This window comes from Mangrovactinospora gilvigrisea, assembly GCF_001879105.1.
GTDB classification, from domain to species: Bacteria; Actinomycetota; Actinomycetes; order Streptomycetales; family Streptomycetaceae; genus Mangrovactinospora; species Mangrovactinospora gilvigrisea.
Map to the genome: position 1 here is coordinate 11,890 of NZ_MLCF01000057.1, position 24,036 is coordinate 35,925.

A 24,036-nucleotide genomic window follows, 5' to 3' on the forward strand; every position below is an offset into this window, starting at 1 on the left:
TTCCCCGCGTCAACGCCCCGGGTCGCCCCGTCGGGGCGGCCTTTCGTCCCGAGGGCCGTGGCCGGACGCGGTGAACGTATCCGGCCACGGCACCGAGCGGGCTTGGCTAAGGCGTCAACCGGTGCAGGTCGCGGGGGAACGCCACCGCGGAGCGGACGTTCTCCGCGCCCACCACCCGCGCCGTCCACCGCTCCAGGCCCAGCGCGAAGCCGCCGTGCGGCGGCATCCCGTGCGCGAACGCCCGCAGGTACCCCGCGTACGGCTCCACCGGCTCGCCCCGCGCCGCCAGCGCCGCCAGGTACTCCTCGTAGCGGTGCAGCCGCTGACCGCCCGTCACCAGCTCCAATCCCCGGAACAGCAGGTCGAAGCTGTTGGAGTGGGCCGGCCGAGCCGGGTCCGGATGGGTGTAGAACGGCCGCTTCGCCATCGGGTACCCGGTCACGAACAGGAACTCGCTGCCGTGCTCGCGCAGCGCCCACGCGCCCAGTTCCCGCTCGTCCGCCGGCGCCAGGTCGATCTCCGTGGCCGGACGCCCCAGCATCTCCAGCGCCTCCGCGAAGTGCACCGACGGGATCTCCGCCGGCACCTCCGGCAGCCGCGCGCCGACCCGGCGCACCGCCTCCCCCGCGCGCTCCCGCACCGAGGCGACCATCCCGACCAGCGCCTCGCGCAGCACCGCCATCACGTCCCGGTGGTCCGCGACGAAGCCCAACTCCGCGTCGAGGCTGGTGTACTGCGCCAGATGGCGGGCCGTGTCGCTGGGCTCGGCGCGGAACACCGGCCCCACCTCGTACACCCGCTCGAAGACGCCGACCATCGCCTGCTTGTAGAACTGCGGCGACTGGGCGAGGAACGCCCGCTTCCCGAACCAGTCCAGACCGAAGACGTTGGCGCCCGACTCGGTCGCCGACGCCGTCACCTTGGGCGTGTGGACCTCGGTGAAGCCCAGCCCGTCCAGCGCCGCCCGGAACCCGGCCGCCGACGCCGCCGAGATCTCCAGCGGCGCCCGCAGATGCGGATGCCGCAGCGCCACCGGCGCGTTGTCGAGGATCGTCGCCAGCCCCGCCTCCGGCGCGGTCGGCCGCCACAGCTCGAACGGCGGCGCCTCGGCCGGCCCGGAGAGGGCCGTCACCTCGGCGTCCACCAGCTCCGCGCCGCCCGGCGCCTGCGGGTTGGCGGAGACCGTCCCGGTCACCGCGACCGGTGTCTCCTCGGGAAGCGCCACCGGCTCCTTGAGCACCACCTGCGCGGTGCCGGAGCGGTCGCGGACGATCAGAAAGGTCACATGCTTCAGCACACGCTGCCGGTGCAGCCATCCGTTCAGCCGGACGAACCCACCGGCGTGCTCCGCCACTTCGGAGGCGAGAACACGCGTCGTCGTCTGCTGGATCATCACAGTCAACCCCTCGGGGTCTCGTAACGATCCCTTGGGGGCGCGGGCGAGAAGGGCACTCGCGGTACCACCGCACCTTCGCCGCCCCCGGCGAGCGGGGGCGACCTCAACGGGCCCGGTGACGGGGGCCGGCCGGCGGGGCATTTCCTCCCCGCACTCGGGAGTGTCTTCGCGCCGGAACCACGGGACCGCCTTCCCAGCTGCCGGCGGCTCTCTTCACCCGCGGACGTCCGCGCTACTCGTCTCCGTCTGCGTTTGACCGGAAGGTACCCCGGGCCGATCGGGGGCGGCAACCGAATACCCCGGTACTACCCCGGATTTCGCCCCGCCGGGCGATGTGCCGCGGCGGCCCCCGCGCGCACCATCGGGGGGTGGCCCCCGACCCCGCGCCCCTCGCCCTCTTCAACCGCATCCGGGCCTTCGCCGTCCCGGAGAGCCCGCTGCGGCAGCTGCACGGGAAGCGGCTGGCGCTGCTCATCGCGCTCGAGGGCCTGATGGTGCTGCTGTGGCTGCCGAGGATCGGCGACAGCTCCGGGGCGGACCCCGGCACCCGGTTCGCCGCACCAGTCCTGCTGGTGATGGCGCTCACCCCGGGGCTGTCGCTGCTGCGGCCGCGCACCGCCTGGTGGATCTCGCTGGCCGGCATGCTCGTCCTCTACCTGGGCTCGGACCTCAGCGGCCCGGACGACCCCTTCGGGCGCGACTTCGGCGGCATTCCGGCGTGGGTGCACGCGGGGACGCTGCTCGCCGTCGCCGTCTCCTGCGGCTGGCGGTTCCAGGCCGCCGCGCTCGCCGTCGAGCTGGGCTGGCAGGCCGTGGTGCCCGCGCTCCTCTCGCTCGTCCTGATGCCCGGCCCCGGCCACCCGATGTCGGCCGACCTGGTCGTCCCGCTGCTGCTCCTCGGCCCCGGCGTCTACCTCGCGGTCCGCCGCGAGATGCGGACCCGGGTGCGGGCCCAGGAGGCGCTCACCGAGGAGGAGCGGGCCGCCCGGATGCTGCTGGAGGAGCGCGCCCGGATCGCCCGCGAGCTGCACGACGTCGTCGCCCACCACATGTCGGTGATCGCGCTGCAGGCCAACAGCGCCCCGTACCGCCTCGACGAGGAGCTGTCGGCGCCGGTGGCCGCGGAGTTCGCCTCCATCACCGAGTCGGCGCGGCAGGGCATCGGCGAGATGCGGCGGCTGCTGGGGGTGCTGCGGGCGGACGGCTCCGCGGCGGCGACGGCGCCGCAGCCGGGGCTCGCCGACCTGCCGGCGATGCTGGACCGCACCCGGGCGGCGGGGGTGGCGGTCGACGCCGAGCTGGTCGGCGCGCAGTCGCCGGCGCTCTCGCCGGTGCTGCAGTTGACGCTCTACCGGCTCGTCCAGGAGGCTCTCGGCAACGCGGTCCGGCATGCGCAGGGTTCGTCCGTCCGGGTCCGCCTCACCGCCAGCCGGGAGGACCTCACCGTGACCGTCGCCAACTCCGCGCCGCTTGCCCCCGTTCCGGTGCCGTCCGATCCGGCCGGCGGGCACGGGCTGCGCGGCATGCGGGAGCGGGTGACGGCGCTGGGCGGCGAGTTGACGGCCCGTCCGACGGCCGACGGCGGGTTCGCCGTCCGGGCCCGGCTGCCGCGCTCATGACGGCGGCGGCCGTGCGGGTGCTGATCGCCGACGACCAGGCGATGGTGCGCGGCGCGCTGGCGGCGGTGCTGGCCGCCCAGTCCGACATCGACGTGGTCGGCGAGGCGGCGGACGGCGAGCAGGCCGTGCGCCTCACCGGCCGCCTCCATCCCGACCTGGTGCTGATGGACGTCCGGATGCCGGTGCTGGACGGCCTTCAGGCCACCGCCCGCATCCTCGGGGACCCGCGCGGCCACCGGCCGCGGGTGCTGATGCTGACCACCTTCGACCTCGACGACTACGTCTACGAGGCGCTGCGGCTGGGCGCGGGCGGGTTCATCCTCAAGGACGCCACCACCGACGACCTGCTCTCCGCCGTGCGCATCGTCGCCTCCGGCGACGCGCTCCTCGCCCCGTCCGTCACCCGCCGCCTCATCGAGGACTTCGCCCGGACGCGGCCCGCGGGGCCGAGGCCGTCGGCGCGGCTGAACGCGCTGACGGAGCGTGAGAGGGAGGTGCTGACGCTGGTCGCCCGGGGGCTGTCGAACCGGGAGATCGCGGCGCGGCTGGTGCTCGCCGAGCAGACCGTGAAGACGCACTTCGGCCGGGTGCTGTCGAAGCTGGACCTGCGGGACCGGGCCCAGGCGGTGGTCTTCGCCTACGAGTCGGCGCTGGTGGCACCGGGCCCGAGGGCGTGACGCGCCCCGTCAGGGGCGCGGGGAACTGCGCGGGTGACCGCGGCCGACCGGCAACGTTCAGCGGCGCTTGGCCTTCGCCTTCGCCTTCACGCGCCTCGCCTTCGGCTTCGCGGCCTTCGCCCGCGCATGCTCCAGCGCGCGCCGCGCGCCCGTCTCGCCGGGGGCCTCGACGAAGCCGTGCACCGCGTGGGCGAGCAGCCAGCCGACGAAGCCGAGGATCATCAGCGGCGTCTGCGGGTTCTTGCGCGCCGACCCCTTCGCGGCCTCCGCCTCGGCCGCCTCCGCCTTCGCCGCCGCGGACTGGCGGACCACCACGCCCGCGGCCGGGCGCGAGCGGCGGTCCGCGTCCAGGCGCGTCCACGTCCGGCCCGCCGCCACCGCCGAGCAGATCCCGACGCCGAGCGTGCCCAGCAGCGACAGCAGCGGGCTGCCCTCGCCGACGCTGAGCCCCTGGAGGCCGAAGCGCAGCACGAACGCCCCGGCCGCCGCGCAGATCAGCACGGCCACGACGAACCCGGTGCGGCGCGCCCAGTACGCGCCGCCGCGATCCACCCACGTCGTGCCGAAGAAGCGCAGCGGCTCGGGCGTGGGCTCAGGGGGAGTCGACATGTCCCTTATGGTAGGCGGCCGCGCGGACCGGTCTCAGCCACCCAGCAGGGTGACGTCCCGCACGGCGCCCTTGTCGGCGGACGTCGCCATCGCGGCGTAGGCGCGCAGCGCGGCCGAGACCGGGCGCTCGCGGTCCTTCGGCCGGTAGCCGCCGCCCGCCTCCAGCGCGGCGCGCCGCGCCGCCAGCTCCTCCTCGGGGACGTCCAGCGCGATCGACCGGCCCGGGATGTCGATGACGACGCGGTCGCCGTCCTCGACGAGCGCGATCAGCCCGCCGCCCGCCGCCTCCGGCGAGACGTGCCCGATGGAGAGCCCCGAGGTACCGCCGGAGAACCGCCCGTCGGTGACGAGCGCGCACGCCTTGCCGAGCCCGCGGCCCTTCAGGTACGAGGTCGGGTAGAGCATCTCCTGCATGCCCGGCCCGCCCTTCGGCCCCTCGTAGCGGATGACGACGACGTCACCCTCCTTGACGTCCTTGTTGAGGATCCGCTCGACGGCCCGCTCCTGGGACTCGCAGACCACGGCCGGCCCGGAGAACGTCAGGATCGACTCGTCGACGCCGGCGGTCTTCACCACGCAGCCGTCGACGGCCAGGTTGCCGGAGAGCACGGCGAGCCCGCCGTCCTTGGAGTAGGCGCTCGGCACCTCGCGGATGCAGCCGGCGGCCGCGTCCTCGTCCAGCGACTCCCACCGCTCGGCCTGGCTGAAGGCGGTGGCCGAGCGGCGCCCGCCGGGGGCGGCGTGCCACAGCTCGACGGCCCGGTCGGACGGCGAACCGCCGCGCACGTCCCAGGTCTTGAGCCACTCCTCCAGCGACGGGGCGTGCACCGCGTGGACGGACTCGTTGAGCAGCCCGCCGCGCTTCAGCTCGCCCAGGATGGCGGGGATGCCGCCGGCCCGGTGCACGTCCTCCACGTAGTAGGTGCGGGTGGGCGCCGCGTTGGGCGCCACCTTGCACAGGCACGGCACGCGGCGCGAGAGCGCGTCGATGTCGTCCATGGTGAAGTCCAGCCCGGCCTCCTGGGCGGCGGCGAGCAGGTGCAGGATCGTGTTGGTGGAGCCGCCCATGGCGATGTCCAGCGCCATGGCGTTCTCGAAGGCGGCGCGGGTGCCGACGTTGCGCGGCAGGACGGAGTCGTCGTCCTGCTCGTAGTAGCGGCGCGTCAGCTCCATGACCGTGGAGGCGGCGTCCTCGTAGAGCGCCTTGCGGCCCTCGTGGGTGGCGACCAGCGTGCCGTTGCCCGGCAGCGCCAGGCCCAGCGCCTCGGTGAGGCAGTTCATCGAGTTGGCGGTGAACATGCCGGAGCACGACCCGCAGGTCGGGCAGGCGTTCTCCTCGATGCGCAGCATGTCCTCGTCGGAGACCGACTCGTCGACGGCGTCGGAGATCGCGTTGACCAGGTCGAGCGTCCGGACGGTGCCGTTGACCAGCGTCGTCCGCCCGGCCTCCATCGGGCCGCCGGAGACGAAGACCGTCGGGATGTTGAGCCGCATGGCGGCCATCAGCATGCCCGGGGTGATCTTGTCGCAGTTGGAGATGCAGACCAGGGCGTCGGCGCAGTGCGCGTTCACCATGTACTCGACCGAGTCGGCGATCAGGTCGCGGGACGGCAGCGAGTAGAGCATCCCGCCGTGGCCCATCGCGATGCCGTCGTCCACCGCGATGGTGTTGAACTCGCGGGGGATGCCGCCGGCGGCGCGGACGGCGTCGGAGACGATCCGCCCGACCGGGGCGAGGTGGGTGTGGCCCGGTACGAACTCGGTGAAGCTGTTGGCGACCGCGATGATCGGCTTGGCGCCGATGTCGGCGCCGGGCACCCCGGAGGCGCGCATCAGCGCGCGGGCTCCCGCCATGTTGCGGCCGTGGGTGACCGTTCGAGACCTCAGACTCGGCACGGCTGCTTCACCTACGTTTCTGTTCTCCTCGAAGGACCAGTGGGTAACGCCCGAGCCTACGCCTTCACGCCCAGCCCCTGATACGAACGTCCACATCCCGGACCTTCGGCCGGCCTCGGCCCCGGCCCGCCGCCTCAGCCCACCAGACAGCTCTGCAGGGCGGGCGCCACCTCCGCGGCGAACGCGGTGCGCGCCCGGTCACCGGCCGATCGCCGCCGCCGGGGTGCCCAGGTTGGCGCGGGCGAAGCGCAGCGCCTCCGCGAGGTCCTCCTCGCGCTCCGGGCGGCTCAGCCGGCGGGTGTTGATCTCGACGACCACCTGACCCTCGAAGCGCCGCGCGCCGAGCCGGCGCAGCACCTCGGCGCAGGGCTGGGTGCCGCGGCCGGGGACCAGGTGCTCGTCCTTGCCGGAGCCGGTGCCGTCGCCGAGGTGCACATGGGCGAGGCGGTCGCCCATCCGCTCCAGCATGGCGAGGGTGTCGGTGCGGGCCGTGGCGGCGTGCGAGAGGTCGAGGGTGTAGTGCGGGTAGTCCTCGGTGGTGGGGTCCCAGTCGGGGGCGTAGGCGAGGGCCGCGCGCTCCCGGTAGCGCCACGGGTACATGTTCTCCACCGCGAACTTCACGCCCGAGAAGCCCGATTCGTCCGACATGCGGCGAATGCCGGAGACGAAGTCGCGGGCGTACTGCCGCTGCCAGCGGAACGGCGGATGGACGACGACCGTGCGCGCGCCGAGCTCCAGCGCGGCGTCCCGGGAGCGCTCCAGCTTCCCCCACGGGTCGCTGCCCCAGACCCGCTGGGTGATCAGCAGGCAGGGCGCGTGGATCGCCGTCACCGGCAGGCCGTGGTACTCCGAGAGGCGGCGCAGCGCCGCGACGTCCTGGCTCACCGGGTCCGTCCACACCATCACCTCGACGCCGTCGTAGCCGAGGCGGGCGGCCAGCTCGAAGCCGGCGATGGTGGACTCCGGATAGACGGACGCGGTGGAGAGGACCACCGGCGGCGAGCCGGGTGCCCCGCCGCCCCCTGCTCCCGCCCCCGCCGCCGGGGCAGCGAGACGGGTGGCGGTCCGTTCCGGTGTGTCAGCCATCCCGTCAGACTAGCCGCCGCGCAAGGGGCGGAAGTCCGCCCCGTGACCCGCCCCACGCGTGGTGAACGGCACATGCCCGAAGGCCGCCAACGGCGGGGCGCGCCCGGTCTGCGGTTTCCTTCTCCTAACCTGTCCGACGTGACAAAGGCGACCAAGGCGGCGGACCCGAGCACCCCGCGCGCCCCCGAAGTGCCCCTGGACTACCCGCGCTTGTGGGTGGAGTTCCCCGACCCCGGCAACGAGGAGCAGGTCTACCGCTGCGACCTGACGTGGCTCACCTCGCGCTGGACCTGCATCTTCGGCAAGGGCTGCCACGGCATCCAACCTGGGCGGGCCTCGGACGGCTGCTGCTCGCTGGGCGCGCACTTCTCCGACGAGGACGACGAGCGGCGCGTGCTGGAGCACGCCGCCCGGCTCACCCCGGAGACCTGGCAGTTCCACGGCCTCGCCGCGGAACTCGGCATCGTCGCCGACGACTCCGAGGAGGAGGACGAGGACCTCGACGAGGACGAGGACGACGACGAGGAGGCGGACGAGGACGACGACGAGCCGACCCGCCGCACCCAGGTGGTCGACGGCGCCTGCATCTTCCTCAACCGCCCCGGCTTCCCGGCCGGCGCCGGCTGCGCGCTGCACACCCTCGCCGTCCGCGAGGGCCGCGAGCCGCTGGAGACCAAGCCGGACGTCTGCTGGCAGCTGCCGGTGCGCCGCACCTTCGAGTGGGTGGACCGCCCGGACGGCACCCAGGTGCTGGTGATCTCCATCGGCGAGTACGACCGCCGCGGCTGGGGCGCCGGCGGCCACGACCTCAACTGGTGGTGCACCAGCAGCCCGGAGGCCCATACCGGCGGCGAGCCGCTCTACGTCAGCTACCGCCCGGAGCTGGTGGAGCTGATGGGGCGGGCCGCGTACGACGAGCTCGTCCGGCTCTGCAAGGAGCGGCTGGCGGCGGGCCGGGACGGCGTCCCGATGCCCGCGCCGCACCCGGCGGACCCGCCGCTGCGGATCGGCTGAGCCCGCGACCACCCCAACGGGCGTACGCCCGAACGCCCGTCCGTCAGCCGGGGGTCACTCCCCCAGCACGGACGGGCGCTTCGCCGCCCAGGCGAGGGAGTCCGCGATGCCCTCGCGGAGCGTCTTCGCGGCCCGCCAGCCGAGCAGCCGCTCGGCCTTGTCGACGCGGGTGTAGCAGCCGATGACGTCGCCCTCCCGGCGCGGGGCCTCGACGACCTCCAGCGTCCCGCCGGTCACCTCGTCGAAGGCGGCGACCAGTTCGCGGACCGTGGTCCCCCGGCCGGTGCCCAGGTTGATCACCGGGTGCGGGCCCTCCTCCGCGACGATCGCGTCGAACCGGTGCAGGGCGGCGGCGTGCGCCTCCGCCAGGTCCCAGACGTGGATGTAGTCGCGGACCGTCGACCCGTCGCGGGTCGGCCAGTCGGTGCCCATCAGCACGTACGGCTCGTGCTTCTCATGGGCCTGGATGAGCCGGCCGAGGGCGTGGCTGGGGTAGGGGTCCTGCAGTCCGGTGCGCAGCTCGGGGTCGGCGCCGACCGGGTTGAAGTAGCGCAGCGAGAGCACCCGCAGCGGCTCGGCCGCGGTGATGTCGGCGAGCGCCTGCTCCAGCATGAGCTTGCTGCGGGCGTAGGGGTTCGTCGGGTTGGGGGCCGACTCCTCGGTGACGGTGAAGTCCTCGCCGGGCTCGTAGAGCGCGGCGGTGGAGGAGAAGAGGAACCGCCGCACGCCGTGCCGCAGCAGGGTGCGGACCAGCGTCAGGGGCTTGGCGACGTTGGTCCGGTAGTACGTCAGCGGATCGGCGACCGACTCCGGGACGACGATCCGCGCGGCGCAGTGCACCACGGCCTCGATGTCGGGGTGCTCGGTGAGGATGCGCTCCACCAGCGCCTCGTCCGCGATGTCGCCGCGGTAGAGGACCCGGCCGTCGCCCAGCGGGTCGCCGAACTCGGCGCGGCCCCGGCTGAGATCGTCGAGCAGGACCGGGACGTCGCCCTCCTGCAGCAGCCGCGTCGCCACGGTGCTCCCGATGAACCCGGCCCCTCCGGTGATCAGAACCTTCATCCCGCGACCCTAACGCGGGCAGGCCGCACGGCGGTCCGGGTGGGGTGCCGGGCTTCAGGGCGGCGGGCCCGTCACCGCGCCGACGGCGACCCCGACGGCGTGGGCGAGGCCGCGGACGGCGTCGGGGTCGGCGTCGGCGGCTCCGTGGGAGGAGCGCTCCGCCCCTCCCCGCTCACCGTCACCGACCGACCGCTCGGCGGGAACTCCACCTCCGCCGACCACTGCCCCGCCGGCGCCGCCTCCCGGTCCGCCGAGATCACCACCCGCACCGCGCCCCCCGGCGCCACCCGCCCCGAGGACGGCTGCACCGCCAGCCACACCGCCGACCCCGCCCGCGGCACCGCCCGCCAATCCACCGCCGCGTCGCCCCCGTTCCGCAGCGTCACCACCGTCCGCCCCCCGGAGACCACCGCGCTCAGCGCCAGCCGCCCCGCCCCCGAGGCCCCCGCCGAGGACGACGCCGACGCGGACGGCGTCGCCGTCGCCGTGCCGTCCGGCCCGCCGGAGGAGCCGCCGGACCCGGCCGACGCGGCCGCCCCCGTCCCGTGCTCCAGCGGCGAGTCTCCCGAGACGTCGCCCACCCGGTCCGCCGAGGAGACCCCCACCCGGGCCCGGAAGATCGACACCTCCGGCGGGTCGTCGGAGAGCCGGAAGGAGCGGTCCACCGCCCAGAGCACCACCAGCGGCGCCGCCACCAGCAGCAGCGTCGCCGTCATCACCAGCGCCCGCCGGAGCACCGGGCGCCCGCCCGGCCCGCGGAAGGCGCCGCGGGCCGGGCGGCGCACCGGAAAGCCGCGCCGGTCGAACTCCGGCGCCGCCGCCCCCTCCTCGGCGGCCCCGGAGTCCGTTCCCGCGCCGCCGCCCCGCCGGCCGCGCCGTCCCGCGCGGCGGGCCAGCCGGCCGCGCCGTCCCGCGCGGCGGGCCAGCCGGGCCCGCGTCGAGGCGGGGCCGCCGTCGCCGCGCGCCTCCTCGGGCGCGGCGATCACCGGCAGCGGCTCGGCCGGCGCGCCGGCCGCCACCCCGGCCTCGCGCAGCGCCGCGCAGCGCGCGCAGCCCTCGGCGTGCCGGACCAGTTCGCGGCGGAGCGCCGCGCCGACCAGCCCGGTGCGGCTGTCCGCGATCCGGGTGAGGCCGGGGCAGCCGCCGCTCTCCGCGACGGCCAGGGTCGCCCGGGTGCGCTCCACCTCCGAGGCGGCGCCCGCCAGCAGCTCGCGCGCCCCCGTGGGGCCGGAGTCCGCCATGCCGAGCACCGCGGCCACCTCGTCGGGCTCCAGGCCGTGCCGCACGGCCAGTTCGAGCGCCTCGCGCTGCCGCGCCGAGAGCCCGGCCGCCTCCGGCCAGGAGAGCAGCCCCAACTCGGCGCGGCGGCGGCGGCGTTCGCCGGGCTCGGCCACCGCCGCGGCGCGGGTCAGCGCGGCCGGGTCTCCTCCGACGGCGGCGAGCCGGCGCAGGCACTCGTCGCGCGCCAGGGCGTAGAGCCAGGCGCGCAGCAGCCGCTCGTCGGCGAGCACGCCGTGGTGCTCCACCGCCAGCCGGAGCACCCGGGACGAGGCGGCGGCGGCCGCCTCGTGGTCGCTGAGCACCGACAGGCAGTAGGTGAACAGCCCGTCCGCGCAGACCGCGTAGGCGGCGCGCACCCGGCTCTCCCCGTCGGAGGGGCCTGGGGAGGAGCCGTCGGGGGCGTCGCCCGACGTGCCGTCCGCCGATCCTTCGGTGCCCGTGCCGGCCGCGTCGTCGGACGCGAGCCGGTCGCCCAGGCGCCCGCCCGGCCGGCCCGTCCGCGCGTGCGCCTGCACATGCACCTTCCCTTGCGCACCAGTCGTCACCGAAGCGACGGTAGTTTCGCAAATCCGTCAAACCCCCTCCGCCGGGCCGACCTTCACACTTTCGTGGGAAGGGTGGAGTCAACCCGTGTCCCCCGGGGGAAGGGCCGGGCCGGCGCCGCGCAAACGCCCCGGCCGGACCGCGGGCGGGGGCTGTCGTACCCCGCCGCTACCGTTGCCCCCATGGCCAAAGCCAAGGACCGCGCCGCGCGCCCGGCATACCGCTGCACCGAGTGCGGCTACTCCACCGCCAAGTGGCTCGGCCGCTGCCCCGAGTGCCAGTCGTGGGGCACGGTCGAGGAGCACGGCGCCACTCCCATCCGCACCACGGCCGCCGGCCCGGTCTCCTCGCCGGCCCGCCCCATCCGGCAGGTGGACGGCACCTCCGCGAGCTTCCGCCGCACCGGCGTCGCCGAGCTCGACCGCGTGCTGGGCGGCGGCATCGTCCCCGGGGCCGTGGTGCTGCTCGCCGGCGAGCCCGGCGTCGGCAAGTCCACCCTGCTGCTGGACGTGGCCGCCAAGGCGGCGAGCGCCGACGGCCCCACCCTCTACGTCACCGGCGAGGAGTCGGCCGGCCAGGTCCGGCTGCGCGCCGACCGCATCGGGGCGCTCGCCGACCACCTCTACCTCGCCGCGGAGACGGATCTCGCCGCGGTCCTCGGCCACCTCGACGACGTCAAGCCCGCCCTGCTGATCCTCGACTCGGTGCAGACCGTCTCCTCCGCCGAGCTGGACGGCGCCCCCGGCGGCATGGCCCAGGTCCGCGAGGTGGCCGGCGCGCTGATCCGCGCCTCCAAGGAGCGCAACATGGCGACGCTGCTGGTCGGCCACGTCACCAAGGACGGCTCCATCGCCGGCCCCCGGCTGCTGGAGCACCTCGTCGACATCGTGCTCGGCTTCGAGGGAGACCGGCACGCCCGCCTCCGGCTGGTGCGCGGCATCAAGAACCGCTTCGGGGCGACGGACGAGGTCGGCTGCTTCGAGCTCACCGACGAGGGCATCACCGGCCTGCCCGACCCCAGCGGCCTCTTCCTGACGCGCCGTGACGAGCCGGTGCCCGGCACCTGCCTGACGGTCACCCTGGAGGGCCGCCGCCCCCTCGTCGCCGAGGTGCAGGCGCTCACCGTGGCCACCGAGATCCCCACCCCGCGGCGCACCACCTCCGGCCTCGACTCGGCGCGGATGTCGATGGTGATGGCCATCGTCCAGAACCACGGCGGCCTCGACCTGGGCAAGCGCGACATCTACACCGCCACCGTCGGCGGGGTGAAGCTCACCGAGCCCTCCGCCGACCTCGCCGCGGCGATGGCGCTCGCCTCCGCGGCGGCCGATCAGCCGCTGCCGTCCAACCTGGTGGCCATCGGCGAGCTGGGCCTCGCCGGCGAGGTGCGCCGGGTGACGGGCATTCAGCGCCGCCTCGCCGAGGCGCAGCGGCTCGGCTTCACCCACGCCCTCGTCCCGCCGGACCCCGGCAAGATCCCCGCCGGGATGCGCGTCAAGGAGGTCCCCGACATCGGCGCGGCCCTCAAGACGCTGCCGCGGCGCGCGGCGAAGCCGCGCCGGGAACCCGCTGCCTGACAACGCTGCCCGCACTCCGCGGAGGAGGGCCGTGCCCGGGTAAACTCTGCCAGGATCCGTCCCATCCGACCGGAGGAGCAGCGGTGCCACCCAACGACCGGGCGGAGAGAAACAGCAGCGCGGAGGACGCCGTCCGCGCGGTCGCCCCCGGAACGGCCCTCCGCGACGGCCTGGAGCGCGTGCTGCGCGGCAACACCGGCGGCCTGATCGTGCTCGGCTTCGACCACGCGGTCGAGGAGCTGTGCACCGGCGGTTTCGTGCTGGACGTCGAGTTCAGCGCCACCCGGCTGCGCGAGCTGTGCAAGCTCGACGGCGCCGTGGTGCTCGACCAGGACATCACCAAGATCGTGCGGGCCGGGGTGCAGCTGGTGCCCGATCCGTCCATCCACACCGACGAGACGGGCACCCGGCACCGCACCGCCGAGCGCGTCAACAAGCAGACCGGCTTCCCGGTGGTCTCGGTGAGCCAGTCGATGCGGCTGATCGCGCTCTATGTGGAGGGCCGGCGGCGGGTGTTGGAGGACTCCGCGGCCATCATGTCCCGCGCCAACCAGGCGCTCGCCACGCTGGAGCGCTACAAGCTGCGGCTGGACGAGGTGAGCGGCACGCTCTCCGCGCTGGAGATCGAGGACCTGGTCACCGTGCGGGACGTCTCCGCGGTCGCCCAGCGGCTGGAGATGGTGCGGCGCATCGCCGTGGAGATCAACTCCTATGTGGTGGAGCTGGGCAGCGACGGCCGGCTGCTCTCCCTCCAGCTGGACGAGCTGATCTCCGGTCTCGACCCGGAGCGCGAGCTGGTCGCCCGCGACTACCTGCCGGAACGCTCCTCCTCGGGCTCCGGCTCGGCGCGCCGCCCGCGGCGGGCCGAGGGCGTCGCCGGCGTGCTGCACGACCTGGACGCGATGGCGCAGACGGAGCTGCTGGAACTGCCCATGGTGGCGCGGGCGCTGGGCCACGGCGGCTCGCCGGACAACCTGGACGACGCGGTGAGCCCGCGCGGCTACCGGCTGCTGGCGAAGGTGCCGCGGCTGCCTCCGGCGATCGCCAAGCGGCTGGTGGAGCACTTCGGCGGGCTGCAGAAGCTGCTGGCGGCGAGCGTCGCCGACCTCCAGGCGGTGGACGGCGTCGGCGAGGCGCGGGCCCGCTCGGTGCGGGAGGGGCTGTCGCGGCTCGCGGAGTCGTCGATCCTGGAGCGCTACGTCTGACGGCGGGGCGTCAGTTCGGCGGGGCGGCTACCACTTCAGGGTGAAGTCGGTGGAGACGGTGCCGAATCCGGCGAGGGACATCTTCACCGTGTAGTCGCCGCCGGGGACGCGGCCGAGCTGCGCCGGGTCGCACTGGCTGCCGTCGGACTGCAGCTTGGCCCACTGGAAGAGCTGCTGGACGGTGGCGTCCGCGCCGACGCCGAGCAGCAGCGTCTGGCGGGTGGCGGCGCACCTCGCGGAGTCCCACAGCACGGTGGAGCCGTTCTTGGCGGTGACGGTGACGTGCGGCGTCAGGTCGATCTTGCACGCCTGGCCGCCGGCGTTCACCGCCTTGAGCAGGAACCGGGCGCGGGTGTCGGGGCCGAACCGGTCCTGCGCGGGGCCGGCGGCGAGGTAGGGGCGCAGGCTGAGGGTGACCTGGGCGGAGGAGCAGGACGTCCACGAGGCGACGTCCTGCGCGCCGGAGCCGCCCATCCCGGCCTGGGCGCCGGAGCCGCCGTTCCCCGTCGACCCGCTCGACCCGCTCGACCCTCCGGCGCCCGAACCGCCGTTCCAGCCCGAGTGGTTGGAGGGCAGCGGCGACGGCGAGCCGGCGCCGGCCGTGCCGGACGGGCTCGGCGACGCTCCGCTTCCGCTGCCGCCGCCTCCGCCGGGCTCGGTGGTGATGGCCGAGCCGGTGGGCGTGGGGCCGGGCGTGATCGAGGCCGTCGGCTTGCGGCCGGGCGGGCCGGAGGCGCCGTCCTTGCCGCCGCTTCCGCCGGACAGCAGGCCCCACACCACCAGCGCGGCGACCAGAAGAAGGACGCTGAGCACGACGATGCGGCGCCGCCAGTAGATCGACGACGGCAGGGGGCCGACAGGGCTGCGGAAGTTGTCCACGGTGCAACTCTACGAGAGTTCGTCATGTGAGGTTTGAGGCACGGCAGTTGTCCACCGTAACGGTTCCCCCACCGCCCGCCCGCGGCGAGCGGGAACCACGACCACCAACCGCCCCCGCCGGTGCCCGCGCGCGACGCGCGGCCGCCGGGGCGTGACAGACTCGGGGGGACATGGACTCCGCCGAACTGCACGCCACCGTCGCCGCCTGGTACCGCGAGAACGCCCGCGTGCTGCCGTGGCGCGAGCCAACCGCCTCGCCGTGGGCCGTCATGGTCAGCGAGTTCATGCTCCAGCAGACGCCCGTCGCCCGCGTGCTGCCCGTCTGGGAGGCGTGGATGGCGCGCTGGCCCACCCCCGCCGCCCTGGCGGCCGAGCCGCCCGGCGAGGCCGTCCGCGCCTGGGGGCGCCTCGGCTACCCCCGCCGCGCCCTGCGCCTGCACGCCGCGGCCACCGCCATCCGCGCCGACCACGGCGGCCGCGTCCCCGACGACCACGCCGCGCTCCTCGCGCTGCCCGGCGTCGGCGCCTACACCGCCGCCGCCGTCGCCTCCTTCGCCTTCGGCCGCCGCCACGCCGTGCTGGACACCAACGTCCGCCGCGTCCTGGCCCGCGCCCTCAGCGGCTCGCAGTACCCGCTGAACGCGGCGACCGCCGCCGAGCGCGCCCTCGCCGAGCAGCTCCTCCCGCATCTGGAGGGCCCCGCCAACGCCCCGGCCGGCGCCCCCGACGCGCCCGTCACCGCCGCCGAGTGGGCCGTCGCCAGCATGGAGCTGGGCGCGCTGGTGTGCACCGCCCGCTCGCCGCGCTGCGCCGACTGCCCGCTCGCCGACGCCTGCGCCTGGACGCGGGCCGGCCGCCCGGCCCACGACGGCCCGCCGCGCCGCGGCCAGAGCTACGCCGGCACCGACCGGCAGGCCCGCGGCCGCCTCCTCGCCGTGCTGCGGGACGCCGACGGGCCCGTCCCGCAGGCCCGCCTCGACGAGGCCTGGGGCGAGCCCGTGCAGCGCGCCCGCGCCCTCGACGGACTCGTCGCCGACGGCCTCGTCGAACCCCTCGACGACGGGCTGTACCAGCTCCCGACCGGCGTCCCCGCGGCGAATCCGACCCCCTGAAACCCGGGCAAACACCCCCAGAAGAACGCCCTTGGTCAACTGTTACCAAACCGCAGGCCGCCTGCCGCCAACCCGTGCGCCCATCACAGAAGTCGCTGTAACCCACCCTCCGTAGCGTCGATCGCGTCAATCGGAACCACTCAAGGGGTGCGGCATGGACGCAACGACCACCGCGGTGCTGGAGCGGCCGGGCTACTTCCCGACCGGCGGCCCCGACCACGCCGACGGCGGCGGCGACCTCTCCGACCGCGAAGAGCCCCGATTCGAGGACTGGGTCCGCGAGCGCCAGGACATCCTGCTGCGCAGCGCCCGCCGGATGACCGACAACCATGCCGACGCCCAGGACCTGCTGCAGACCGCCCTCGCCCGCACCTTCCCGATGTGGGACGGCATCACCGACAAACGGCACGCCGACGCCTACGTCCGGCGCGTCCTGGTCAACACCCGCACCTCGCTGTGGCGTTCCCGCCGCCTCCAGGAGTACGCGGTGGCCACCGACGAGCTCCCCGAGCGCCCCATCGAGGACGGCACCGAGCACCACGCCCAGCGCGACCTGCTGCAGCGCGCCATGGAGCGGCTCAGCGCCCGCCAGCGCCACGTGGTCGAGCTGCGGTACTACCAGGACCTCAGCACCCCGCAGACCGCGTCCGCCCTCGGCGTGTCCACCGGCACCGTCAAGTCCACGCTGCACCGGGCGCTTACCCTGCTGCGAGAGGAGATCCAGCGCCTCGGCGGGGACCTCTCCTACGGCACCGCGCCGGGGAACCTCCGCGCGGGCATCGGAAATGAGTCCGGTGTGCAGCAGAATGGCAGCCAGGAGCACCACCGGCAGGACACCGAGCACCACCAGGACGAGCGAGACCACCACCCGTACGACGAGCGGAACCACGACCACCGGAGCGCGCCCGTGCTGAACCTGGCCACCCTGCCCGGCCAGACCCACCGCGCGCCGGTCTCGGAGCGAGCGGCATGAGACAGGAGCAGATCCGCGCCCCAGGGGCGTTCGGCGGCACCGGCGATCCGCCGTACTCGTCCGCCTACCCCGCCGCGTCCGCATCCGTCTCCGGCTCCTCCGCCGGCCGCGGCGGCGACACCCTTGGCTCGGCGGCCGCCTCCCCCGGCACCGGGCCGGCCGACCGCCGGCGCCGCACCACCCGCACGCTCTCCGCCGTCCTGGTCTCGATCGCCGCGCTCGCCGCCGTGGTCGGCGCCGTCGTGGCCCTCTCCACCGGCAACAGCGGCCGCGTCCGCGTCGAGGGCCCCGCGCCCACCGGCGGGTCCGCCCCGGCCTCGCCGCAGGTCCCCGTCCGCACCATCACCCCGATGACCACCACCGAGCTCGCCCACCTGGTCACCCGCCAGCCCGGCATCCCCGACAGCGTCAAGGACGACGTCAACCTCTGCGGCGACCAGGGCGACCATGTCACCGCCCAGTACGGCGACATCACCAAGAGCGGCGTCAACGAGGTGCTGATCAACATCCGTTCCTGCGCGGACGACACCGGCACCGCCGTCTACGCCTTCGCCAACCGCTACGGCAAGGACGAGATGGTCTTCAGCATCGCCCCGATCGACGGCGTCCGCGCCGCCATCGTCAAGGGCGACATCGTGGTGAGCCGCGACGAGACCGGCGCCACCCCCGCGCCGTCCGACAGCAAGCAGGCGCGCACCTCCGCGGCTGCCACCGAGACCGTCCGCTACAGCTGGAACGGCGTGCACTTCCAACCCGTCGACACCGACACCGAGGACGGCCCCGGCCGCTGACCGGGCCCTCCGTCCCGACGCCCCCTACCCGCCCCGCCCGCCCGAACGAGGAACGACACCACACCATGGCCGAGACCCACGTGCTCTTCGTCGAGGACGACGAGGTCATCCGCGAGGCAACCCAACTCGCGCTGGAACGCAACGGGCTGCGCATCACCGCCGCCCCCGACGGCCTCACCGGCCTGGAGCAGTTCCGCGCGGGCAAGCCCGACATCGCGCTGCTGGACGTGATGCTCCCCGGCATGGACGGCGTCAGCCTCTGCCGCTCCATCCGCGAGGAGTCCACCATCCCGGTCATCCTGCTGTCCGCCCGCGCCGACCCCATCGACGTGGTGCTCGGCCTGGAGGCGGGCGCCGACGACTACGTCACCAAGCCGTTCGACACCTCGGTGCTGGTCGCCCGGATCCGCGCGGTGCTGCGCCGCTTCGACGCGGCCGGCGCCCGCGGCGGCGCCACCGCGTCCGGCACGCCCGGCGCCGCCGGAGACCCGGACGACGGCCCGTCCGTGCTGCGCTTCGGCGAGCTGGAGGTCGACCCGGACGGCATGGAGGTCTCCCGCGCCGGCAAGCCCATCGCCCTCACCCCCACCGAGATGCGGCTGCTGCTGCAGTTCGCCTCCACCCCCGGCACCGTCCTCAGCCGCGAGACACTGCTCCAGCGGGTCTGGGACTACGGCGACTGGGACGGCGACACCCGCGTCGTCGACGTCCATGTGCAGCGCCTCCGCACCAAGATCGGCTCGGACCTGATCGAGACGGTCCGCGGCTTCGGCTACAAGCTCAAGGCCCGCTGAACCGATATCCGAGACGTGAGACCGACGTGACCCCCTCCGCCACCGCGATGCTGCGGCGCCTGACCCGCCGGCTTCCCGCCCGCAGCGGGTCGCTGCGCTGGAAGGTCAGCACCGCCATCGCCGTGGTGTCCTTCCTCATCGCGCTCGCGCTCAGCCTGCTGCTGCACAGCGCCACGCACCGCGCGCTCGACGACAACGTCCGCTCCACCCAGGACGACAGCCTCACCTACGCCATCCGCCTCTACATGGTGACCGGCCAGCCCGGGCTGCACGCCACCCTCGACGACCCCGAGCTGCCGCACGAGCTGCGCCAGGCGATCCGGCCCGGCAAGCGCGCCACCTACATCGACAACTCGCAGAGCCCGCCGGTCGCCTGGGCCGCCGCCGACATCGACGGCCACACGCTCTCCACCGAGGGCGTCATGACCAACACCCAGGACATCCTGGGCGACCTGGACACCTACCTGGTGGGCGGCTCCGCGGCGCTCGTCCTCACCGGCACCGGGCTGGGCCTGTTCATCGGCGAACGGCTCTCCCGCCGGCTGCGGGTGGCCGCCGACGCGGCCCGCACGGTCGCCGCCGGCGACCACTCCATCCGCGTCCGGGACGCGGTCGGCGGCACCGCCCGCGACGAGACCACCGACCTCGCCAACGCCATCGACTCCATGTCCGAGGCGCTGCGGGAGCGGCTGGAGGCCGAGCGGCGGGTCACCGCCGACATCGCGCACGAGCTCCGCACGCCCGTCACCGGCCTGGTGACGGCCGCCGAACTGCTGCCCCCGGGACGGCCGTCGGAGCTCGTCCAGGACCGCGCCAAGGTGCTCCGCACCCTCATCGAGGACGTCCTCGAGGTGGCCCGCCTGGACGGCACCTACGAGCAGCCGGTGCTCTCGGAGTTCTCGCTCGGCGAGTTCGTGGAGAGCCGGCTGGCCGCCTCGCACTCCGGCGCGAAGATCGAGGTGCGGGACGAGGCGCGGGTGCTCACCGATCCGCGGCGGTTGGAGCGGATCATCGGAAACCTTGTCAACAACGCCCGCAAGCACGGCCGACCGCCGATCGAGGTGACGGTCGACGGCCCGGTGGTGCGGGTGCGCGACCACGGTCCGGGCTTCCCGGACGTGCTGATCGCGGAGGGCCCGCAGCGCTTCCGCACGGGCCGCGCGGAGCGCGGCATCGGCCACGGGCTGGGCCTGACGATCGCGGTGGGCCAGGCGCGCGTCCTGGAGGCTCCGCTGGTGTTCCGGAACCATCCGGACGGGGGCGCGCTCGCCATCCTCGACCTGCGGCATGCCCGCGTCGACGTCCCGGAGTGACCCTGATTGCGCCGTTACGCAACCGTGCGCCTTCCGCTGGCGCACCGCGCGTTCCCGGTGCTCCGGCCGCAACCGCGGCACCCTAATGTCCCTTGCGTCGACCGGCGGACGGTGCCCGCGGTTACGGGCCCGCGGCACCGACGGCAGACTGCCGGCCGACGCAGGTAGGGAAGATCGGTACGGGCCGCCGCTCCCGGGGACAGGAACGGCGGCCCGTGTCGTACTCCCCCGCCGGCCGGCCACCGACCCGCCGCGCACCAAGCCCACCCCGGATGGGGTGCCGGGCCGATGGCGCGGCGAGAGCGGGCCCGGCGCACCGGTCAGACCGAGACGCCCCGGCTCCGCAGGAACGCCACCGGATCCACCGCCGACCCGTAGTCCGCCGTCGTCCGCACCTCGAAGTGCAGATGCGGACCGGTCGTGTTCCCCGTCGCCCCCGACACCCCGATCGCCTCGCCCTTCCCGACCGACTGCCCCACGCTGACGCCCACCGACGACAGGTGCGCGTACTGCGTGTACCGCCCGTCCGCGTGCTTCACCACGATCGCGTTGCCGTAGGCGGCCCCGTCCCCGCCCCCGTTCGCGCCGGCCTTCACCACGACGCCCTTCGCCGCCGCCCGCACCGTCGTCCCGCTCGGGACGACGAAGTCCTCGCCGGTGTGCCCGTGCGACCACAGCGAGCCGCCCTGGCCGAACGACGAGCCCAGCGAGTACCCGCCGGCCACCGGCAGCGTCCACCCCGACGCCGCCCGCGCCTTCGCCTCCGCCGCCGCCCTGACGCGGGCCGCGCGGTTCGCGGCGGCGATCCGCTCGCGCTCCGCGGCGCGCTCCCCGGCTGCCTTCTCGGCCCGTGCCGCGGCCGCCTTCGCGGCCCTGGCGGCCCGCGCCGCCTTCTCCGCCCGCGCCACCGCCGCGGCATGCGCCGCGTCCACCCGCGCCTTGTGCGGCGCCGCGGCGGCCATCATCGCCTTCTCCTCGAACGCCTCCGCGGCGTCGCTCTGCCACCCCTCGGGCGCCGTGCTCGCGTGCGCCGCCGGAACGGCCGGCGAGGCCGACGCGGACGAAACCGACGAAGCCGACGACGACGCCGCGAACGCCGTCCCACCGCCCAGCGCGGCCGCGGCCGCACCGGCCGTCAGGGTCAACGTCAGAACGGACTTGGGGAACGGGTACTTCACGATGGATCAACCACTTCACTCGGGGACGTCCGCCGTACCCAACAGGACGAAAGTCCTGCGCTCAACGACTCCGCTACGACCCCGCGTCGTAGTCGGGCGCCCGCCACCGCCCAACTCCCCGCCCGCCCGGGGGAGTCCGACTCCTACCGCCGCCCGTGCGTCCCACGCCACATATGACATGACCCTCATGACGAAGGGCCCCCCGCTCCCGAAGGAGCGGGGGGCCCTGCGCGGTCCTCGGGCCGTCAGGCCCTCGGCCGGGTCAGTCCTTGCTGAGGTTCGGACCGGCCGCCGCCACCGGCGGGGTGTCCGAGACCACGGCCTTCTCCGTGCCCGTGAACGTGAACTCGTCCTCGCCCGACTCGGGGTTGCGGGCGATGTCCACCACGATGATCTGGCCGGAGTGCAGCTCACCCATGAGGATCTTCTCGGACAGCATGTCCTCGATGTCCCGCTGGATGGTGCGGCGCAGCGGCCGGGCGCCCATCACCGGGTCGTACCCGCGCTTGGCGAGCAGGTCCTTGGCGGCGTCGCGCAGCTCCAGGCCCATGTCGCGGTCCTTGAGGCGCTCGTCCACCTTGGCGGTGAGCAGGTCGACGATGTCGCGGACGTTCTGCTGCGTCAGCTGGTGGAACACCACGATGTCGTCGACGCGGTTGAGGAACTCCGGACGGAAGTGCTGCTTGAGCTCCTCCGCGACCTTGTTCTTCATCCGCTCGTAGTTGGTCTGCTCGGTGCCCTTGGACGCGAATCCGAGGTTGAAGCCCTTGGAGATGTCCTTGGTGCCCAGGTTGGTCGTCATGATGATGACCGTGTTCTTGAAGTCGACGACCCGGCCCTGGCTGTCCGTCAGACGCCCGTCCTCCAGAATCTGGAGCAGGGAGTTGAAGATGTCCGGGTGGGCCTTCTCGACCTCGTCGAAGAGCACCACGGAGAACGGCTTGCGGCGCACCTTCTCCGTCAGCTGGCCGCCCTCCTCGTAGCCCACGTATCCGGGCGGGGAGCCGAACAGCCGCGAGACGGTGTGCTTCTCGCTGAACTCCGACATGTCGAGCTGGATGAGCGAGTCCTCGTCGCCGAAGAGGAACTCGGCCAGCGTCTTGGAGAGCTCGGTCTTACCGACACCCGACGGGCCGGCGAAGATGAACGAACCGCCGGGGCGCTTCGGGTCCTTCAGGCCGGCACGGGTGCGGCGGATCGCCTGGGAGAGCGCCTTGACGGCGTCCTCCTGGCCGATGATCCGCTTGTGGAGCTCGTCCTCCATGCGGATCAGGCGCGAGGACTCCTCCTCGGTCAGCTTGATCACGGGGATGCCGGTGGCGATCGCCAGCACCTCGGCGATCAGCTCCTCGTCGACCTCGGCGACGACGTCCATGTCGCCGGCCTTCCACTCCTTCTCCCGCTTCGCCTTGGCCTGCTGGAGCTGCTTCTCCTTGTCGCGCAGCCCGGCGGCCTTCTCGAAGTCCTGCGCGTCGATCGCGGACTCCTTCTCGCGGCGCACGTCGGCGATCTTCTCGTCGAACTCCCGCAGGTCCGGCGGGGCCGTCATGCGGCGGATGCGCATCCGCGAGCCGGCCTCGTCGATCAGGTCGATCGCCTTGTCCGGGAGGTAGCGGTCGGAGATGTAGCGGTCCGAGAGGGTGGCGGCGGCCACCAGGGCGGCGTCCGTGATGGAGACCCGGTGGTGGGCCTCGTAGCGGTCGCGCAGCCCCTTGAGCATCTCGATGGTGTGGGACAGCGACGGCTCCGCGACCTGGATGGGCTGGAAGCGGCGCTCGAGGGCGGCGTCCTTCTCCAGGTACTTGCGGTACTCGTCGAGCGTCGTGGCACCGATCGTCTGCAGCTCGCCGCGGGCCAGCATCGGCTTGAGGATGCTCGCCGCGTCGATCGCGCCCTCGGCGGCGCCGGCGCCGACCAGGGTGTGCAGCTCGTCGATGAACAGGATGATGTCGCCGCGGGTGCGGATCTCCTTGAGCACCTTCTTCAGGCGCTCCTCGAAGTCACCGCGGTAGCGGGAGCCGGCGACCAGCGCGCCCAGGTCGAGGGTGTAGAGCTGCTTGTCCTTCAGCGTCTCCGGGACCTCGCCCTTGACGATCGCCTGCGCCAGGCCCTCCACGATGGAGGTCTTGCCGACGCCGGGCTCGCCGATGAGCACCGGGTTGTTCTTGGTGCGGCGCGAGAGCACCTGCATGACCCGCTCGATCTCCTTCTCGCGCCCGATGACCGGGTCGAGCTTGGATTCGCGGGCGGCCTGCGTCAGGTTCCGGCCGAACTGGTCGAGCACCAGGGAGGTGGAAGGGGTGCCCTCCGCCGGACCGCCGGCGGTGCCGGCCGTCTCCTTGCCCTGGTAGCCGGAGAGCAGCTGGATGACCTGCTGCCGCACCCGGTTCAGGTCGGCGCCCAGCTTCACCAGGACCTGGGCGGCGACGCCCTCGCCCTCGCGGATCAGGCCGAGCAGGATGTGCTCGGTGCCGATGTAGTTGTGGCCGAGCTGCAGCGCCTCGCGCAGCGACAGCTCCAGCACCTTCTTGGCGCGCGGAGTGAAGGGGATGTGCCCGGACGGGGCCTGCTGGCCCTGCCCGATGATCTCCTCGACCTGCTGGCGAACCGCCTCGAGCGAGATCCCGAGGCTCTCCAGGGCCTTCGCAGCGACACCCTCACCCTCGTGGATCAGGCCCAGGAGGATGTGCTCGGTGCCGATGTAGTTGTGGTTGAGCATCCGGGCTTCTTCCTGAGCCAGGACGACAACCCGCCGCGCACGGTCTGTGAACCTCTCGAACATCGTTATCGCTCCTCAGAGCGGTCGGGCAGGAAGGGGACGGTCCCCTCCGTGTCCTTCCGCATGCTAGTCCCGCGTGCAGGACAGCTCACTTCATGCCGGGCGCACCGCCACCGCGCCGCAGGGACTCGGCGGCCGCGTACTCCCCGACACAAACCTCAACCCCGATGGTGCGAGACCATGTTCCCGCATTACCCGCGGATGCACCGAAGCCCGCTACGCCGAGGGCGAACACGTCTCCTGCCGGTGCTC

At 74.1% G+C, this 24,036-nt stretch carries 18 protein-coding genes and 1 pseudogene; 10 read left to right on the forward strand and 9 right to left on the reverse strand.

Annotation, left to right across the window (positions count from 1 at the left end; all coding sequences use genetic code 11):
- Positions 1–106: 106 nt before the first annotated feature.
- The gene (gene aspS / locus BIV57_RS11875; RefSeq protein ID WP_071656714.1) at positions 107–1,393 is read right to left on the reverse strand and encodes an aspartate--tRNA(Asn) ligase; all 1,287 of its coding nucleotides are present in this window, start codon (positions 1,391–1,393) and stop codon (positions 107–109) included.
- A 371-nt stretch (positions 1,394–1,764) separates the two neighbouring features.
- On the opposite strand from aspS, the gene BIV57_RS11880 reads away from it, so the two are divergent.
- Both BIV57_RS11880 and BIV57_RS11885 read left to right on the forward strand, forming a co-directional pair.
- Positions 1,765–3,015, forward strand: coding sequence for a sensor histidine kinase (locus BIV57_RS11880; protein WP_175548733.1), 1,251 nt, complete (start codon positions 1,765–1,767; stop codon positions 3,013–3,015).
- The gene (locus BIV57_RS11885) at positions 3,012–3,692 is read left to right on the forward strand and encodes a response regulator (protein ID WP_071656716.1); all 681 of its coding nucleotides are present in this window, start codon (positions 3,012–3,014) and stop codon (positions 3,690–3,692) included. Before BIV57_RS11880 ends, BIV57_RS11885 begins: the two co-directional genes overlap by 4 nt.
- Positions 3,693–3,749: 57 nt before the next feature.
- Here BIV57_RS11885 and BIV57_RS11890 read toward each other — a convergent pair whose 3' ends face one another.
- From BIV57_RS11890 to BIV57_RS11900, 3 genes are all read right to left on the reverse strand, one after another.
- Entirely contained in the window at positions 3,750–4,301 is a 552-nt protein-coding gene (locus BIV57_RS11890; protein WP_071656717.1) for a hypothetical protein, read from the reverse strand.
- Between the two features lie 33 nt (positions 4,302–4,334).
- Positions 4,335–6,197 carry a dihydroxy-acid dehydratase gene (gene ilvD, locus BIV57_RS11895; protein WP_071656718.1) on the reverse strand — a complete coding sequence of 621 codons (1,863 nt, stop codon included), beginning with the start codon at positions 6,195–6,197 and terminating at the stop codon, positions 4,335–4,337.
- 198 nt (positions 6,198–6,395) lie between these two features.
- Entirely contained in the window at positions 6,396–7,283 is an 888-nt protein-coding gene (locus tag BIV57_RS11900) for a sugar phosphate isomerase/epimerase family protein (RefSeq protein WP_079170247.1), read from the reverse strand.
- A gap of 72 nt (positions 7,284–7,355) precedes the next feature.
- On the opposite strand from BIV57_RS11900, the gene BIV57_RS11905 reads away from it, so the two are divergent.
- Positions 7,356–8,297, forward strand: a complete 942-nt coding sequence (locus tag BIV57_RS11905) for a DUF3109 family protein (RefSeq protein WP_419185704.1) — start codon at positions 7,356–7,358, stop codon at positions 8,295–8,297.
- Positions 8,298–8,351: 54 nt separating this feature from the next.
- Here BIV57_RS11905 and galE read toward each other — a convergent pair whose 3' ends face one another.
- Together galE and BIV57_RS25130 are read right to left on the reverse strand one after the other, a co-directional pair.
- Positions 8,352–9,359, reverse strand: coding sequence for a UDP-glucose 4-epimerase GalE (galE, locus tag BIV57_RS11910; protein ID WP_071656720.1), 1,008 nt, complete (start codon positions 9,357–9,359; stop codon positions 8,352–8,354).
- A 71-nt stretch (positions 9,360–9,430) separates the two neighbouring features.
- A complete protein-coding gene (locus BIV57_RS25130; protein WP_175548734.1) occupies positions 9,431–11,185 on the reverse strand; it encodes a sigma-70 family RNA polymerase sigma factor in 1,755 nt (584 codons plus the stop codon).
- A gap of 180 nt (positions 11,186–11,365) precedes the next feature.
- Here BIV57_RS25130 and radA point away from each other — a divergent pair, with 180 nt between their 5' ends.
- Positions 11,366–12,760: a DNA repair protein RadA gene (gene radA / locus BIV57_RS11920; RefSeq protein ID WP_071656722.1), complete on the forward strand. Its 1,395-nt coding sequence runs from the start codon at positions 11,366–11,368 to the stop codon at positions 12,758–12,760.
- Positions 12,761–12,843: 83 nt separating this feature from the next.
- Positions 12,844–13,965: a DNA integrity scanning diadenylate cyclase DisA gene (disA, locus tag BIV57_RS11925; RefSeq protein ID WP_071656723.1), complete on the forward strand. Its 1,122-nt coding sequence runs from the start codon at positions 12,844–12,846 to the stop codon at positions 13,963–13,965.
- A gap of 27 nt (positions 13,966–13,992) precedes the next feature.
- Here disA and BIV57_RS23525 read toward each other — a convergent pair whose 3' ends face one another.
- Positions 13,993–14,844: a hypothetical protein gene (locus BIV57_RS23525; protein ID WP_079170249.1), complete on the reverse strand. Its 852-nt coding sequence runs from the start codon at positions 14,842–14,844 to the stop codon at positions 13,993–13,995.
- 170 nt (positions 14,845–15,014) lie between these two features.
- Here BIV57_RS23525 and BIV57_RS11940 point away from each other — a divergent pair, with 170 nt between their 5' ends.
- From BIV57_RS11940 to BIV57_RS11960, 5 genes and pseudogenes are all read left to right on the forward strand, one after another.
- Positions 15,015–15,956, forward strand: a complete 942-nt coding sequence (locus tag BIV57_RS11940) for an HhH-GPD family protein (protein ID WP_071656726.1) — start codon at positions 15,015–15,017, stop codon at positions 15,954–15,956.
- Positions 15,957–16,248: 292 nt separating this feature from the next.
- Positions 16,249–16,680, forward strand: a pseudogene (locus BIV57_RS26020) (SigE family RNA polymerase sigma factor); the annotation flags it as partial.
- A 245-nt stretch (positions 16,681–16,925) separates the two neighbouring features.
- Positions 16,926–17,720, forward strand: a complete 795-nt coding sequence (locus tag BIV57_RS11950) for a hypothetical protein (RefSeq protein ID WP_071656728.1) — start codon at positions 16,926–16,928, stop codon at positions 17,718–17,720.
- 65 nt (positions 17,721–17,785) lie between these two features.
- Complete coding sequence (gene cseB / locus BIV57_RS11955; protein ID WP_071656729.1) at positions 17,786–18,514, forward strand: two-component system response regulator CseB; 729 nt, start codon at positions 17,786–17,788, stop codon at positions 18,512–18,514.
- Positions 18,515–18,540: 26 nt separating this feature from the next.
- Positions 18,541–19,827 carry a sensor histidine kinase gene (locus BIV57_RS11960; RefSeq protein WP_245797584.1) on the forward strand — a complete coding sequence of 429 codons (1,287 nt, stop codon included), beginning with the start codon at positions 18,541–18,543 and terminating at the stop codon, positions 19,825–19,827.
- A 320-nt stretch (positions 19,828–20,147) separates the two neighbouring features.
- On the opposite strand, the gene BIV57_RS11965 is transcribed toward BIV57_RS11960, so the two are convergent.
- Positions 20,148–21,005 carry a M23 family metallopeptidase gene (locus BIV57_RS11965; protein WP_245797586.1) on the reverse strand — a complete coding sequence of 286 codons (858 nt, stop codon included), beginning with the start codon at positions 21,003–21,005 and terminating at the stop codon, positions 20,148–20,150.
- Between the two features lie 262 nt (positions 21,006–21,267).
- A complete protein-coding gene (locus tag BIV57_RS11970; RefSeq protein WP_071656730.1) occupies positions 21,268–23,787 on the reverse strand; it encodes an ATP-dependent Clp protease ATP-binding subunit in 2,520 nt (839 codons plus the stop codon).
- Positions 23,788–24,036 lie beyond the last annotated feature (249 nt).

Excerpts from the sequence above, each read along its gene's own strand:
- aspS (WP_071656714.1), bottom strand. The coding sequence starts at position 1,393 with ATGATCCAGCAGACGACGACGCGTGTTCTCGCCTCCGAAGTGGCGGAG.
- BIV57_RS11885 (WP_071656716.1), top strand. The coding sequence starts at position 3,012 with ATGACGGCGGCGGCCGTGCGGGTGCTGATCGCCGACGACCAGGCGATG.
- BIV57_RS11890 (WP_071656717.1), bottom strand. The coding sequence starts at position 4,301 with ATGTCGACTCCCCCTGAGCCCACGCCCGAGCCGCTGCGCTTCTTCGGC.
- BIV57_RS11900 (WP_079170247.1), bottom strand. The coding sequence starts at position 7,283 with ATGGCTGACACACCGGAACGGACCGCCACCCGTCTCGCTGCCCCGGCG.
- BIV57_RS11905 (WP_419185704.1), top strand. The coding sequence starts at position 7,356 with ATGCCCGAAGGCCGCCAACGGCGGGGCGCGCCCGGTCTGCGGTTTCCT.
- galE (WP_071656720.1), bottom strand. The coding sequence starts at position 9,359 with ATGAAGGTTCTGATCACCGGAGGGGCCGGGTTCATCGGGAGCACCGTG.
- radA (WP_071656722.1), top strand. The coding sequence starts at position 11,366 with ATGGCCAAAGCCAAGGACCGCGCCGCGCGCCCGGCATACCGCTGCACC.
- BIV57_RS11940 (WP_071656726.1), top strand. The coding sequence starts at position 15,015 with ATGGACTCCGCCGAACTGCACGCCACCGTCGCCGCCTGGTACCGCGAG.
- BIV57_RS11950 (WP_071656728.1), top strand. The coding sequence starts at position 16,926 with ATGAGACAGGAGCAGATCCGCGCCCCAGGGGCGTTCGGCGGCACCGGC.
- cseB (WP_071656729.1), top strand. The coding sequence starts at position 17,786 with ATGGCCGAGACCCACGTGCTCTTCGTCGAGGACGACGAGGTCATCCGC.
- BIV57_RS11970 (WP_071656730.1), bottom strand. The coding sequence starts at position 23,787 with ATGTTCGAGAGGTTCACAGACCGTGCGCGGCGGGTTGTCGTCCTGGCT.